This window comes from Bradyrhizobium sp. SZCCHNRI3052 (assembly GCF_032484895.1).
Taxonomy (GTDB): domain Bacteria; phylum Pseudomonadota; class Alphaproteobacteria; order Rhizobiales; family Xanthobacteraceae; genus Bradyrhizobium.
In genome coordinates this window covers 1030069-1044195 of the sequence record NZ_JAUETW010000001.1, presented here as the reverse complement: position 1 = coordinate 1044195, position 14127 = coordinate 1030069, and the positions used below count along the sequence as shown (strand labels likewise).

At 64.8% G+C, this 14127-nt stretch carries 16 protein-coding genes; 9 read left to right on the top strand and 7 right to left on the bottom strand.

Annotation, left to right across the window (positions count from 1 at the left end):
- Positions 1–138 precede the first annotated feature (138 nt).
- Positions 139–291: a DUF1127 domain-containing protein gene (locus tag QW887_RS04790; RefSeq protein WP_006614327.1), complete on the bottom strand. Its 153-nt coding sequence runs from the start codon at positions 289–291 to the stop codon at positions 139–141.
- A 475-nt stretch (positions 292–766) separates the two neighbouring features.
- Here QW887_RS04790 and QW887_RS04785 point away from each other — a divergent pair, with 475 nt between their 5' ends.
- Complete coding sequence (locus tag QW887_RS04785; protein WP_315712608.1) at positions 767–1033, top strand: hypothetical protein; 267 nt, start codon at positions 767–769, stop codon at positions 1031–1033.
- A 70-nt stretch (positions 1034–1103) separates the two neighbouring features.
- On the opposite strand, the gene QW887_RS04780 is transcribed toward QW887_RS04785, so the two are convergent.
- Together QW887_RS04780 and QW887_RS04775 are read right to left on the bottom strand one after the other, a co-directional pair.
- Positions 1104–1925 (bottom strand): lytic murein transglycosylase, encoded by an 822-nt coding sequence (locus QW887_RS04780; protein WP_316194209.1) that lies wholly within the window; start codon positions 1923–1925, stop codon positions 1104–1106.
- A 190-nt stretch (positions 1926–2115) separates the two neighbouring features.
- A complete protein-coding gene (locus tag QW887_RS04775; RefSeq protein ID WP_315751023.1) occupies positions 2116–3027 on the bottom strand; it encodes a DUF2189 domain-containing protein in 912 nt (303 codons plus the stop codon).
- Positions 3028–3429: 402 nt separating this feature from the next.
- On the opposite strand from QW887_RS04775, the gene QW887_RS04770 reads away from it, so the two are divergent.
- Positions 3430–3837 (top strand): DUF3597 domain-containing protein, encoded by a 408-nt coding sequence (locus QW887_RS04770; protein WP_316194208.1) that lies wholly within the window; start codon positions 3430–3432, stop codon positions 3835–3837.
- Positions 3838–3936: 99 nt separating this feature from the next.
- On the opposite strand, the gene QW887_RS04765 is transcribed toward QW887_RS04770, so the two are convergent.
- From QW887_RS04765 to QW887_RS04755, 3 genes are all read right to left on the bottom strand, one after another.
- Complete coding sequence (locus QW887_RS04765; RefSeq protein WP_315751025.1) at positions 3937–4101, bottom strand: DUF1127 domain-containing protein; 165 nt, start codon at positions 4099–4101, stop codon at positions 3937–3939.
- 115 nt (positions 4102–4216) lie between these two features.
- Entirely contained in the window at positions 4217–4489 is a 273-nt protein-coding gene (locus tag QW887_RS04760) for a GNAT family N-acetyltransferase (RefSeq protein WP_315711742.1), read from the bottom strand.
- 6 nt (positions 4490–4495) lie between these two features.
- The gene (locus QW887_RS04755) at positions 4496–5038 is read right to left on the bottom strand and encodes a DUF3828 domain-containing protein (protein ID WP_315827630.1); all 543 of its coding nucleotides are present in this window, start codon (positions 5036–5038) and stop codon (positions 4496–4498) included.
- A gap of 255 nt (positions 5039–5293) precedes the next feature.
- Here QW887_RS04755 and QW887_RS04750 point away from each other — a divergent pair, with 255 nt between their 5' ends.
- The 7 genes from QW887_RS04750 (at position 5294) to QW887_RS04720 (ending at position 13250) form a co-directional block, all read left to right on the top strand.
- Positions 5294–6895: an acyl-CoA synthetase gene (locus tag QW887_RS04750; RefSeq protein WP_316188285.1), complete on the top strand. Its 1602-nt coding sequence runs from the start codon at positions 5294–5296 to the stop codon at positions 6893–6895.
- 6 nt (positions 6896–6901) lie between these two features.
- On the top strand, positions 6902–7759 hold the full coding sequence (locus tag QW887_RS04745; protein ID WP_316194207.1) for a PCC domain-containing protein: 858 nt from the start codon (positions 6902–6904) through the stop codon (positions 7757–7759).
- A gap of 75 nt (positions 7760–7834) precedes the next feature.
- On the top strand, positions 7835–8605 hold the full coding sequence (locus QW887_RS04740) for an AAA family ATPase (RefSeq protein ID WP_316194206.1): 771 nt from the start codon (positions 7835–7837) through the stop codon (positions 8603–8605).
- A 330-nt stretch (positions 8606–8935) separates the two neighbouring features.
- Complete coding sequence (locus tag QW887_RS04735) at positions 8936–10312, top strand: IS30 family transposase (RefSeq protein ID WP_316194234.1); 1377 nt, start codon at positions 8936–8938, stop codon at positions 10310–10312.
- Between the two features lie 485 nt (positions 10313–10797).
- Positions 10798–11484 carry a UPF0149 family protein gene (locus QW887_RS04730; RefSeq protein WP_316165338.1) on the top strand — a complete coding sequence of 229 codons (687 nt, stop codon included), beginning with the start codon at positions 10798–10800 and terminating at the stop codon, positions 11482–11484.
- A 104-nt stretch (positions 11485–11588) separates the two neighbouring features.
- A complete protein-coding gene (locus QW887_RS04725; protein WP_316165339.1) occupies positions 11589–12143 on the top strand; it encodes an SRPBCC family protein in 555 nt (184 codons plus the stop codon).
- A 129-nt stretch (positions 12144–12272) separates the two neighbouring features.
- Positions 12273–13250: a cytochrome D1 domain-containing protein gene (locus tag QW887_RS04720; protein WP_316165340.1), complete on the top strand. Its 978-nt coding sequence runs from the start codon at positions 12273–12275 to the stop codon at positions 13248–13250.
- 184 nt (positions 13251–13434) lie between these two features.
- Here QW887_RS04720 and QW887_RS04715 read toward each other — a convergent pair whose 3' ends face one another.
- Positions 13435–14079, bottom strand: coding sequence for an HAD hydrolase-like protein (locus QW887_RS04715; RefSeq protein WP_316188286.1), 645 nt, complete (start codon positions 14077–14079; stop codon positions 13435–13437).
- Between the last annotated feature and the right edge of the window lie 48 nt (positions 14080–14127).

The following is a 14127-nucleotide window of genomic DNA, read 5'->3' as shown; positions in this document are numbered from 1 at the left end:
CTTTTCCCGAGCGCTGCAAATGCGCCAATGAGGCTCGGCGCGAGAAAGCGGGCGCATGAGTTTCGCTGCGCCAGGCCTAGATGCGGCAACGCCCGCAGCGAGGCGGGCGATGTCCGGTAGATATCGGAAGAAGGCCGATCAGCCGTTGTAGTGACCGGCGGCAACGCGCGGGATGTCCGAGCGATCGAGACCGATGTCGGCGAGTTCGCGATCGCTGAGCTGCGACAGCTCGGCAACGTTGCGCTGATACTCACGGAACGCCTGAACCATGCGGATGAGCGAGAGCAACATGAGAAATCTCCTTTAGTTCACGATTCAGTTCTTCATTGGAACCTCATCGTTGAAATGAACATAGAAGAGATTGTTGCGATGCGGAAGCGCTGATGTTGCGATGCAGCTAAACCTCCGGCGCATAGCTTGGGTAACGCTTGGGTAAGAATCGGGCAGGGGGATCAGAGGGGGCGGATCTGTCGGAAACCTCCGTAATCATGCTGTTTTTCAATCGTTCGTTTGAAAAGCCCGATCGATAGCCTGCCACCACGGCTGTGAAGCCGTTAGGCGTTGAGCATCTCGCGAGCCCCGACGAAGTGCATGGGTCGATCGGCGTGAATTTTTATTCACTCTTTGATGTCGCGACGGTGAACCGATGTCCACGATCACGCGCGGCTCGCAGTGATTTCATTTCGCGAGAATATCGCGGTGGTGCGACAAATTGTCGCGGCGTCCGGCAATGATGCCTGCGCCGTCGCACCAGCGAGGAAAAACAATGAACAGCAAACTGTTGGGGGCCGCGCTCGTCATCGCGGCGATGACCGCGTTCGGTCCGGCTCAGGCGGCGCGGATGCACGGCGCCGGCTGCAGCGGGGCCAACCTGGAGAAGACTGAGACGGCGATCGAGGCGATGGCTGATGGCGATGCCAGATACACGGCACAGCGAGAGATCGCGGCGGCCCAGGATGCGCTGCTGAGCGGCAAGATGGGCGCCTGCAGCGTTCATCTGACGAAGGCGATGCAGGCCGGGATGATCAAGTAGCGCGTCAGTCGTTCGCATCGTTGAACCAAGGGCCGATCGCGTCACCGCGATCGGCCTTTTTCCGGGCAGGCTATGGCGCCCGCGCCAGCTGCGTCGCGAAGGTCGCGATCGTCCGCGCATAGACCTCGCTCTTGTTCCACTGCTGGATGACCGCAAAATTCGGGCCGCCGGGCTCCCAGTCCTTGCCCTTCTGCCAGCCATAGCCCTTCAAATAGTTCGCCGTGGAGGCGAGAACGTCGGGCGCGCTGCGGATCAGGTCGCGCCGGCCATTGCCGTCGAAATCGACGGCATATTTGATCCAGGACGACGGCATGAACTGGGTCTGTCCGATCTCGCCGGCCCAGGCGCCGCGCATCTCGGCCGGCTGGAGATCGCCGCGGTCGACGATCCGCAGCGCATCCAGCAACTCGCCGCGAAACTGCTCGGCGCGGCGGCAGTCATAGGCCAAGGTCGCGAGCGCACGGATGGTCGGGAACTTGCCGACATTGACGCCGAAATCGGTCTCGAGGCCCCAGATCGCGACCAGCACCTCGCCGGGCACGCCGTAGCTCTGCTCGATCCGCGACAGCACCGAGCCGTATTGCTTCAGCATGTTGGAGCCGCGGGTCAGGCGCGGCGGCACCATGCGCCCGGAGAACTCCTCGAAGGTCTGGCTGAACACCTTCTGACCGCGGTCGCGGTTCAGCACGCTTTGGTCCGGCGTCACGCCCGTCAGCGCCGCATTGATCGTGTTTTGCGAGATGCCCTTGGCTGCAGCCTCGGTCTTGAACTCGGCGAGCCAGCCGTCGAAATTGCCGTTGCCGCAAGGTACCGCGGCGTGCGCTGGCGCTAACAGGGGGGTAAGGGCAGCGAGACAGGCCAGAGCGGACACGGCGAGAACGCGAGCAATCATCGAAACACCTGGACGGCAATGGATTCAAAAAGCGTTGCTGGGCGTGCTCCATGTCGGGCGTAACCGCGGCAGCAGCAAGGCCTTTCGATCACATTGGCGTCGGATTTCGTGAGCGCCGCCACACTCTGCGGCCCCTCGACGCGACCGCCGGCCCGGAGGCCGGCGGCAGTGAAAACTCATCGCTGCGTCCTCACATCTGGTCACGCGAGCGCCATGGGAACAGGTTCGCCGGGAAATCGGCCGCGGGCTTGGAGCTGCGGGGGACCGGCGGCACGATCCGGGTGGCGTCGGGGTGGATCGCGATGGCCTCACGGTAGAGATGCCAGGTGGCGTGGCCGAGCACCGGGATCACGACGGCGAGACCGAGGAAGAACGGGATCGTGCCGGCCACCAGAAGCACTGCGACGATGAGGCCCCAGGCCGCAACCGGAACTGGATTCTTGGCCGCCACGCGCAGCGAGGTGACGACCGCTTCGAGCGCTCCGGCGTGACGGTCGAGCATCAATGGGAAGGACACGATGCTGAGGCACAGCGCCAGCAACGCGAACAGGAAGCCTGCGCCACAGCCGACCGCGATCAGCCACCAGCCTTGCGGCGTAGTGAAGACCCGCTGCAGGAAATCACTGACACCGGTCGCGCCGCCATAGCCGAACACTGCGACGTAGATCGCCTGCGCGGTCGCGACCCAGGTGACGAACAGCGCGAGCAGCAGCGTGCCCAGTCCGAGCATCGAGCCGAACGACGGCGACCGCAGCACCTCCAGGGCATCCCAGGCACTGGTGTCCTCGCCGCGGTCACGGCGGCTGCTGAGCTCATAGAGACCGAGCGCGGCGAACGGGCCGAGCAGGGCGAAGCCGGCCGCCAGCGGAAACAACAGCGGCACCACCGCATAGCCGAACACTACGCGCGCCAGCACCAGGCCGAGAACCGGATAGATCGCACATAGCATCACGGCGTGACTCGGCACCGCCTTGAAGTCATCCCAGCCGAGCCGCAGCGCACGCATCAGGCTCGACATGTCGATCGTGCGAATCGTCAGCTCAGCCGCGACCTCGTCTGCCGCCCGAACGTGGGAGGCAGCATTGCTGTGGTAGGTAGCCATCGTCGTGTGCTCCCTCAAACTGCGTAGGGCGCTTCCCAACCACGCAGGCGGGCTGCGCTTCTCGTTGGAACAAATTCGCGGATGGCCAGACGCGACGAACCTCGGGGCGGCCATTCGCGAACGGAAGTCATCAGGATAGTGGCAAAACAGCCTACGCCTACTCACGCCTCGGTGAGGGCTGTGAATGTCGCAGTGCATTGGCCTGCTACGCCCACGCAGAAGCTTGAGCATGGTCCAATAAAGTCGTTCCGCCGTCATTCCGCCTTGGGTAAGCTTCACATTCGTCGCCGTGTTCGCGTTTGGCAGGCCACGGCGGTGGCGGAGCGGCTCCGACGGGCGTCTCTGCAACGGAACACCGCCGGCCGAGTTCTTCTTACGATCACCATCCATTGGGAGCCATTGATGAGCATTTTCGGAAAGATCATGGGCGCGATTTTCGGCCATCATGCCGAGGCGGCACCGGCCGGCGGCAGCACGCCCGCCGCGGGCGGTGCCGCGCCGGCAGGCGGCGCGGCTGCGTCCCCGACGGCGGCCCCGGCTGCTGCGCCGCAAAATGTCGATGTGGCTGCGATCGTCGACAAGGCGGCGGCTGCCAAGCACGAGAAGCTGGAGTGGCGAACCTCGATCGTCGACCTGATGAAGGCGCTCGATATCGATTCGAGCCTCGCTGCGCGCAAGGAGCTCGCCAAGGAGCTCGGCTATGGCGGCGACACCAACGACTCCGCCAGCATGAACGTGTGGCTGCACAAGCAGGTGATGAGCAAGCTCGCCGCCAATGGCGGCAAACTGCCGCCGGAGATCAAGCACTGAGCGTGCGCCGCTCACGGCAAGAACAAGAAGCGAAAGGCCCGCCATCGTGCGGGCCTTTGTCGTCTTGGATCGCGTCTGGCGTGAGGCTGTGCCAGCGCCTCAGACGTGCACGAAGCCGGCGCGTTCCCAGGCCTCCGCATGCAGCTGGTCGCGGTCGAAGCCGATGTCGCGCAGCGTGCGCTCGTCGAGCTGGTCGAGATAGGCGAGCTGCGTGCGGTAGTGAACGTAGCGCTTGAGAACGTCGAAAATGGCTGTGATGAACATCTGCCTCTCCCCATGGGTCTGGTTGCTTGCTCGGCGGGGGATTGCTGATTCATCTAGGTAGCCATTGCGTTAAGGCGCGCCGTCCAATCGTCTCGCCCGGTAATTCCACGGCCCATCAGGCCATGATGTCCCGGTTCTCCGGATGGTCTCGGAGGTAGTCGGCGACGAAGCTGCAGCCCGCGATGACCTTGCGGCCGTCGGCGCGGATCAGCGCGAGGGCACCTTCCACGAGCTGCGAACCGATGCCGCGGCCTCGCAGCGGTAGCGGGGTCTCGGTGTGGGTGATGATCACCCCCTGCGGCGTGGCCCGGTAATTGGCAAACGCGACGTGGCCGTTGATGTCGAGCTCGAAGCGGCTCCCGGCCTTGTTGTCACGGACATCAGTCATGCGCCTCTACTTTCGTTTAGGTTTCTCGGTGATCTTGAGGAACTCCGCCAGCAGTGCACGGATCGACCATGGCTTGCCATCGACCGCCCCCCGGATGTCGTCGATCTTCCATTGGCCCGCTTCGCGCACGAGGTCGTAACGGATGATGTCGTCGGCCTGTTCCTTGCGCTCGGTCCGGTGGCCGCGAATACTGACCGCGACGGTTGCCTTGTCGCCGTCCTGCATTTCCGACGTCACCTTGAACGAGGCGACATCGGGATCCTGCGAATTCGTGACGGGATCGAAATCGATCGCCCCGACCTCGCCCTTGGGCGTGCGGGCGTCCATCTTCGCCCATTGGGCGGCCAGCGACTTCGACAGATATTTCGCGCGCGCTGCCTTGTCCTCGATGACGAAGGTGCCGCCATCCTCCCCCTTGCCCTTGGCGACGCGGGTGTAGATCGCAGTCATGATGCCGACAGGCTCGCTGGAAGCAGGCGCCTGCGCGTGCAGCGGAGAAGCGGCGAGCACGCCAGCGAGGCCGAGAAGCAGGAAGCGACGATCGATCATGGTTGTCCTCAAATCAGATTCGGCGCGCGGTGATATGAAGAAATGCGCGGCCGGCCACGGTTTGTCGCGCGGCATCCGCATCCGTTCGAAACACGCCACCGCATGGGTGGGATGGGGAGGCCGGCCTTGCGAGGGCGAGCAGGACCGGGATAAACAGGCCCAAAGGTATCGGGCGGCTGAGATCGCCTGAAGGATCGATCGAGGGGACGCTTCCATGGGTCTGTTCGTCAGCAGCAGCGGCGCGAGAGATTGTCGATGACACCGGCACCCCTGCGCATGTCCCGCCGGGTGATGAACCTCGCGCATATCGTCACGCAAAATGGCCGCCGGCTCGGCGACCGCGTCGGCTTCGTCTGGGGCGAGAGGTCGTGGACCTGGCGCGAAATCGACGCGATGGTCTCGGCGCTCGCGGCGGCGCTGGCCGAGCAGGGGATCGCCAAGGGCGATCGCATTCTGGTGCACTCCAAGAACTGCGAGGAGATGTTCGTCTCGATGTTCGCCGCGTTCCGGCTCGGCGCGGTCTGGGTGCCCACCAATTTCCGACTGATGCCGGACGAGGTCGCCTATCTCGCGACCGCCTCGGGCGCGAAGGCGTTTCTCTGCCACGGCGACTTTCCGGATCATGCTGCCGCAGTGACGACTGCTGACTTTACCTGGCGCATCGGTGAAGGCGGCAGCTTCGGCACGGGGGCCGTGGCCGACGCAATGAAGGCGCATGTCGGCGCACACGTCGCGAACGCGGCCGTCGAGCATGACGATCCCTGCTGGTTCTTCTTCACCTCCGGCACGACCGGTCGCTCCAAGGCGGCGGTGCTGACGCATGGCCAGATGGCGTTCGTCATCACCAATCATCTCGCGGATCTGACGCCGGGCACGACCGAGTACGACGCGTCTCTCGTCGTGGCGCCGCTGTCGCACGGCGCCGGCGTGCACCAGCTGATGCAGAGCGCGCGCGGCGCCAAGACCGTGCTGCTGCCGAGCGAGAAGTTCGACATCACCGAAGCCTTCCGCCTGATCGAGATGCATCGCGTCAGCAACCTGTTCACGGTCCCGACCATCCTGAAGATGATGGTCGAGCATCCCGCGGTCGACCAGTTCGATCACTCCTCGCTGCGCCACGTGATCTATGCCGGCGCGCCGATGTATCGCGAGGACCAGAAGCGCGCGCTGGCGCGGCTCGGCAAGGTGATCGTGCAGTATTTCGGCCTCGGCGAGGTCACCGGCAACATCACTGTGTTCCCGGCCGCGGCGCACGAGGAAGAGGATGGACCGGAGGCGCGGATCGGCACCTGCGGCTATGAGCGCACGGGCATGCAGGTCTCGATCCAGGACGATCAGGGACGCGAGCTGAAGCCGGGCGAGACCGGCGAGATCTGCGTCATCGGTCCGGCCGTGTTCGCGGGCTACTACGACAATCCCGACGCCAATGCGAAGGCATTTCGCGACGGCTGGTTTCGCACCGGCGATCTCGGCCACATGGATGCGCAGGGCTTCGTCTACATCACCGGCCGCGCCTCGGACATGTACATCTCCGGTGGCTCCAACATCTATCCGCGCGAAGTCGAGGAAAAGATCCTGACGCATCCCGACATCGGCGAGGTCGCGGTGCTCGGCGTGCCCGATCCGGTGTGGGGCGAGGTCGGTGTTGCCGTCTGCGTGGCGCGCGAAGGTGCGGCCGCGCCGAGTGAGAGCGCGATCGCCGGCTATCTCGCCACCAAGCTGCCGCGCTACAAGATGCCGAAGCGCTTTTTCTTCTGGGACGCGTTGCCCAAATCGGGCTATGGCAAGATTCCGAAGCGTCTGGTGCGCGACGAGCTCGAGGCGCGCGGCCTGCTCGATCTCACCAGGCAGGGCTGACGCGTGATGCGATCCATCACCCAGCCCGGTGCGCCCGTCGCGGATCGCATCCAGTGGGTCGAGGCCCGCGGCCGTGTGTTCACCTTCACCATGGAGCAGGGGTTGCCGCTCTTGGACGCCGCGCGCCGCGGCTTTGCGGCCAATGGCTTTGCCGGCGGTGTGCTCGATATCAAAGGCGGTGCGCTCGGACCGTTCGCCTATGTGATGCCGGCGCTGTCGAAGACGGCGGATCATGCCGCGTTCTACAGCGACACCTATCGTCCCGCCGGTGTGACGCGCCTGTCGACGGGGACGATGACGCTCGGCGTGCGCGACGGCGCGCCATTCTTCCATTGCCACGCGCTGTGGATGGAGGAGGGGAGCCGCGACGGCGGCGGGCACATCCTGCCGGAGGAGACCATCGTCGCCGAGCCGTTCGAGGTCGACGCCTTCGGGCTCGACGGCGCGATCTTCACGGCAGAGCCGGACGTCGAGACCGGCTTCAAGCTGTTCGGGCCGGTAGCGGCCGCACCAAGCGGCGCCACGACGGACTGCCGCGCCTTCGCGCTCCGGCTGCGGCCGAACCAGGATTTCGCCGGTTGCCTGGAAGCATTCTGCCGGGCGCAGGGGATCAGCAAAGCGCGCATTCGCGGCGGCGTCGGCTCGACCATCGGGGCGCGCTTCGAGGACGGCGTCGTTGTCGAGCCGTTCGCGACGGAGCTGACGATCACCGCCGGCGCGATCGCGCCGGGCGACGACGGCCTTGAAGCCACTGTTGACGTCGCGCTGGTCGACTACACCGGCGCGCTCGCGCGGGGGCGCCTCGTCCGCGGCGACAATCCGGTGCTGATGACGATGGAGCTGGTGCTGGAGGTCGTGGCGTAGCCCGCGTGGGCCGGTGGCCGATGCGGGCGCGATGTGCGAGATTGCCGGTGATGTCACCGAGGTTGTGAAGGCGTCATGGCGAGGAAGCAACGCGAGATCCGGCTGCCGGCCCCTTATCTGAAGCGGCTGTGGCTCGATCCGGCGAAGATCTCCGATCGCGCGGCCTATCCGTTTTGCCTGCCGTTCCTGCAGGACGCGTTCGAGCTCAGCTTCACCAACGCCATCACCATCATTGTCGGCGAGAACGGCACCGGCAAATCGACCCTGCTCGAAGGCATTGCCGCGCTCGCGGGCTACGACGAAGCTGGCGGCGGCAAGGGTTACATGCCGGTCGACCATGGGCGTGCGATCGAGCGTATGGGCGGCGCACTCGCCGCCGCGCTGCGCGCGAGTTGGTTGCCGAAGATCACGCAAGGCTGGTTCTTCCGCGCCGAGAGCTTCTTTTCGGTGGCGCGCTATCTCGATCAGGCCGCACTGGACGATCCGTTCGGCGGGCCGCCGCCCGACTTCCTGTCCCATTCGCATGGCGAGGGGTTCCTGCGCTTCTTCGAGGAACGCTGCCAGCGCCAGGGCATCTACATTTTCGACGAGCCGGAATCGGCACTGTCGCCGGCGCGCCAGATCGAGTTCCTGAAGCTGATGCGGCGCATGGATGACTCCAGCCATTGCCAGGTGCTGATGGCGACGCATTCGCCGGTCCTGATGGCCTATCCCGGCGCGACCCTGTTGCGGCTGACCAAATACGGCCTGGAGAAGGTCGCGGTGCAGGACACGGATCATTTCAAGGCGATGCGCGAGTTCTGCGCCGACCCCGACGGCTTCGTGCGGGCGGTGCTGGCGGAGTGAGGCCGGGATGATAGGTGAGCAGAGCGAAGCCTGCTCGGCCGTCATTGCGAGCGAAGCGAAGCCATCCAGGACCCACGAGGACTCTGGATCGCTTCGTCGCTTTGCTCCTCGCGATGACGGAGAGACATGACTTCGCGTTCTCGCCGTGCCAGGTGCACCCGAGCTTTGACGTTCATTCCGCCCTCCTCAGTGAGAGGGCGCAGGGAAGGCCGGGTGCAGGCCGCACCCATGGCCCGCCTGCGAAAAAAATGCAGGCGGCAGGAACCACAGGATTGGCCGAACAACCGGCGGATTCAATTGGTCGTCGCAACACTCGATGAGGAGGTTGCGATGGGCATTCGAAAGAAACGGTCAACGCGGGGCAAGCTGGGATCATTGGGGCGCCCACCAGTTGCGGGGCGTGCGGAACAGCAGAAATTTTGGCGTGGGATTGCCGCTGGGTTGAACAGCGAGAATGCTGCGCTGGCTGCTGGATTATCGGATGCTGTCGGCCCCCGATTATTTCGAAAAGCGGGCGGCGTGGCACCGGCAATGTTCCGACCTTCAGCGAAGCCGCTCTCCGGACGGCACCTCTCTTTTTCTGAGCGCGAAGAGATTGCGCTGCTGAATGCGCAGCGCCATTCTGTACGAGAGATAGCGCGGCGTCTCAATCGATCTCCCTCGACCATCTCCCGTGAACTCGATCGCAATGCGGCCACGCACGGCGGCAAGATGGCCTATCGGGCGACGGCCGCCCAGTGGCATGCAGATCGATCGGCCCGGCGTCCTAAGCCGAGCAAGCTTGCAAGCAACGCCGCCTTGCGCGCTTATGTTGAAGAGCGGCTTGCAGGGTTTGTCGCACCTCCAGGCGGCGTTCGGCGGAAGGCCGGTCGTGCGGGCTCTAGCCAGGATCAGGGGTGGACGAAAGCGTGGAGTCCCGAGCAGATTGCCCGGCGCTTACCGATCGACTTCCCGGATGACGAGGCGATGCGCATCAGCCACGAAGCCATTTACCAGGCGCTTTTTGTTCAGGGCCGAGGAGCGCTGAAACGCGAGTTGTCGTCCTGTTTGCGAACGGGACGTGCGCTGCGCGTGCCCCGAGCGCGTACGCGGAAGCGCAGCAAAGGCTTCATATCGCCAGAGATCATGATCAGTGAGCGTCCGGCCGAAGTCGCGGATCGAGCTGTGCCGGGACATTGGGAAGGAGATCTGATCGTCGGCTCCGCCAGCTCGGCAATCGGCACGCTGGTCGAACGCAGCACGCGGTTTACAATGCTCCTGCACCTTCCACGGCTGCCGGGGTTTGACGATGGCCCACGTACGAAGGGTGGGCCTGCGCTCTCCGGACACGGAGCTGAAGCGGTACGCGATGCGATCACGCGCACCATCGTCACCTTGCCCAAAGAACTCCGCCGCTCGCTAACCTGGGATCAGGGGACCGAAATGGCTCAACACAGTGACCTCAAGATCGATACAGACCTTCAGATCTACTTCTGCGATCCAAGAAGCCCCTGGCAACGTGGCACGAACGAGAACACGAATGGCCTGCTGCGGCAGTACTTCCCGAAAGGTACCGATCTGAGCGTCTACGATGCTGACGAGATCGCCGCCGTGGCCGCAGCGCTCAATTCCCGACCGAGAAAGACGCTAGGATGGAAAACTCCAGCAGAAGCGCTTGACGAGCTGCTGTCACGAATGAAAACACTTGGTGTTGCGACCACCGCTTGAGCCCGCCACCGGCCTTCCCTGCGCGACGGTTTCTACCGGCTTATACGCGCTCTCCTCGGTGCGCCGGGCCTTCTGGCCACCGTCATCGGCGCGACGCCTTGAAGGCATCGACACCCACTTGACCTCAGCGTCGGGAGGTCAGGACCACACGATTTCGCCGTCCGCCACAAAACCCGTCGTCTGCGCAAAAGCGCCGGGCCCGTGACGTCCATCGCATCCCGCCCTCCACGCCCGTGACGACCGCGAAGCGCCCCTCTCGTGAGGACAGGACGCATGCAGGAAAACAGAAATTCCGAAATGGCGAAACAGGAATATTTTTCACGGCAGGACTGGACAAGGGTGATGCCGCTGATCCCGTGCGCAAATTTAGGTTTTGCGCGCATGGCCGTTTTGGTGTCAAAACGGCCGCGTCGTGGCTCGGCCATGTGCGCGCCGTGCCCGTCGGGCGACTCGGAACGTGACAGGAGCGAAGGAAGAGGGGCTGCATGCCGGAGCAGATCGGTCGCCACGACAAGCTCGAACAGGCGCTCCTGGCCCTGGATGATCGCGCCATGGTGCTGGAGGAGCTCGACGGCTTCATCGCCGGCCTGCTCGTGCTCCCTGAGCCGATTCCGCCGGGCGAATGGTTCGCGGCGGCCTTCGGGCTCGGCAAGGGCCGTCGCTCCGTGTTCACCAGCATCGACCATGCCAACGAGGTGCTCGGGCTGGTCATGGACTATCACCGGGAGATCGCGCTGACGCTCGCGCATCATCCGGAGCAGTACCAGCCGCGCTTTCCCATCGACGGCTTCAACGGCGAGGTCGTCTGGGAGCTGTGGATCGACGGCTTCGCGGCGGCCACGAACCTGCGTCGTGACAGGTTCGATGCGTATGAGCGGGTGGGCGGCGAAGTCGCCATGGCTGCGGTCGGTCTGATGATGATGATCGGTGCAACTCTCGACGAGAACCCGGATCCCGTCGAATATCGAAATCTCAGTCGCAACGCGCCCCAGAATATCCGCGAGGCGGTGCTGACGCTGCATCAATACCGGCAGAGCGGGGCTCCGCTGCCCGCGTCCACCAGCTTCGCCCGGCAGCCCAATCCCTTCGCGTCGTTCGGCAGGGTCGGCCGCAACGACCCCTGTCCCTGCGGTTCCGGCCAGAAATACAAGCGCTGCTGCGGCGCGAATTGATCGGCCACGACACGGTCTTTTTTGTTGCAACAATCGGGAGCGGTGCAAAGATGCGCCGCCGCGCGCCGGATGCGCCGGCCAATGAGAGTGACTGAGGAAACGACATGAGGATGGTGTTCGGCAAGGCGCTGGCCGTGACGGCGGCGCTCGCGATCGCAACGACGGCCCTGACCACAGCGGATGCGCATGGTCCGACCCGGCGCAAGGTGCAGGAGCACGTCGAGATCAACGCCGCGCCCGCCAAGGTGTGGGCCGTGATCGGCAACTTCCAGGACATGAGCTGGCTCGGCGTCGTCGACAAGACCGCGGGCGACAAGGGCAACGAGATTGGCGCCACGCGCAAGCTGACCCTGAAGGGCGGCGCTACCGTCGACGAGGAGCTCTACAAATACGACGCCGAGAAGATGAGCTATTCGTACCGTATCACCGCCGTCGACGTGAAGGTGCTGCCGGTGACGAACTACTCGTCGACCATCGCGGTGACGCCGAGCGCGGACGGCAAGGGCAGCGTGGTCGAATGGACCGGCGCGTTCTACCGCGGCTTCCCCAACAACGATCCGCCGCCGGAACTGAACGACGAGGCTGCGGTCAATGCGGTGACCGGCCTGTACAAGGCTGGACTCGAAGGGTTGAAGAAGAAGGTGGAAAGCGGGAGCTAGCGTGGATTGACGATGTTGCTTGGTCGGCGCTCTCCATCTCACCGGACTGCTGCGAGCAACCCGGCCATGGCGGTCTTGGCGCAGACGAGCGCCAAACTCCGATTGCCATATGCGATCGCATTTCCGTCCATGGGCAGATGCCAAGCCAGCGCGCATCGTCTCCCGCATCATCTCCGTGCGCTTTTGTCCGGTATCTTGCTCGCGTCCGCCACAATCATCGCCCATGCCGAGGAGGCCTTCGTCACCAACCAGCTCAGCGACGATCTGACGATCGTCGACCTCGCGACCTCGAAGCCGGTGGCGACGATCCCGATCGGCGGCAAGCCGGCCGGCGTCGCGGTGGCTGCCGACGGACGCTTCGCCTATGTGGCGAGCCCGGACGACAAGAGCGTGAGCGTCGTCGACGCTGTCGCGCGAAAGGTGGTTGGACGGGTCGAGGTCGGTGGCGGGCCGCTCGGCATTGCCGTGACGCCGGACGGTTCGACGGTCTACGTCGCAGACTGGTACAACGCCGCAATCCGCGTGATCGATGCGAAGACCCGGACCGTGACCGGCAGCATCGCGGTCGGCGCCTCGCCGTCGGGGCTTGCGGTGACACAAGACGGCAAGCTGCTGCTCTCCGCCGACCGCGATGACGACATGGTCTCGGTGATCGACACGGCGACGCGCCAGCGCCTTGCGACCATCAAGGTCGGCACGCGGCCGTTCGGTGTCACCATCGACGCCGAGGGCAAGCGCGCCTACACGGCAAATGTCGCCTCCAACGACGTCTCGGTGATCGACCTCGCCGAGCGCCGCGAGATCGGCCGGGTCAAGACCGGTTTGCGGCCCTATGCGGTGGCGCTGGCGCAGGGCAGGGGCTTCGCCACCGACCAGTATGACGGCACGGTCAGCGTGTTCGACCTGGCGAGCCTGCAGCCGCTCAAGCGCATTAGCGTCGGCGACTATCCGGAGGGCATCGAGGCGACCGCCGACGGCCAGCGCGTCATCGTCGCCAATTGGGAGAGCAACATTCTGAGCGTCATCGACGTGGCCGCGCTGAAGGTCACCGGAGAGATCAAGGTCGGCGACGGTCCGCGCGCATTCGGCGCGTTCCTGCGGCGGTGAGCAGGTCCGCCGGTGGCGGAAATGGAGTTGCATCTGCAGCCTCCGTCACTGCGAGCGCAGCGGCGCAGCGAAGCAATCGAGGCCGCGCGAAGACTCTGGACTGCTTCGCTGCGCTCGCAATGACGCGGTGAGGTTATCGAGGCTCGTCACTATCCCTGCATGTCGCCGGCGGCGCTGATGCAGGCTACGAATCTCGTCTGGCGGGCACCACCAACCGCTCCACGATCTCGTCCATCCGGGTGAACAGCATCTCCGGCTGGTGGTCGCGCAACGCCTGCTCCGCGGCATAGCCCCATGTCACCGCGCCGAAGGCGATGCCGGCGGCGCGCGCCGCCTCGATGTCGCGGGTCTCGTCGCCGATCGCGATGGCCTGGGCTGGGTCGACGCGCAGCCGCTTCAGCACCCGGCGAAACTTCCGTGCCTTGCCGAACACCGAGGCCGAGCAATCGAAATCGGCGAACAGACCGGCGCGCGATCCGAGCTTCTGCCGCGCGTTGGCCTCGCTGTCCGACGACACCAATGCGAGCATGGTGCCGTTCGCGGCAAGCGTGTCGAGCATGATGTCGACGCCTGCAAACAGCGGGATGCTCGCTGCATGCGCCGTCTTCAGTCGGCGCACGTGGCGCGCGATGAAGGGCAGCTTCCAGCGCGGCACCTGAAGGAAATCGAGGATCTCACGGGTCGAGGCATGGCGGAGCCCGTCGATGTCCTCGTCCTTCACCTGACGAAAGCCGAAGCGCTGCGCGACGACGTTCACGTGGGTGCGAAACCACGGGAAGCTGTCGGCGAGGGTGCCGTCGAGATCGAAGATGACGAGAGAATATGGCATCCGGGCGCGGGGTGAGCGTGGCGAGGAGCTGATGATCGTCGAGGCGTG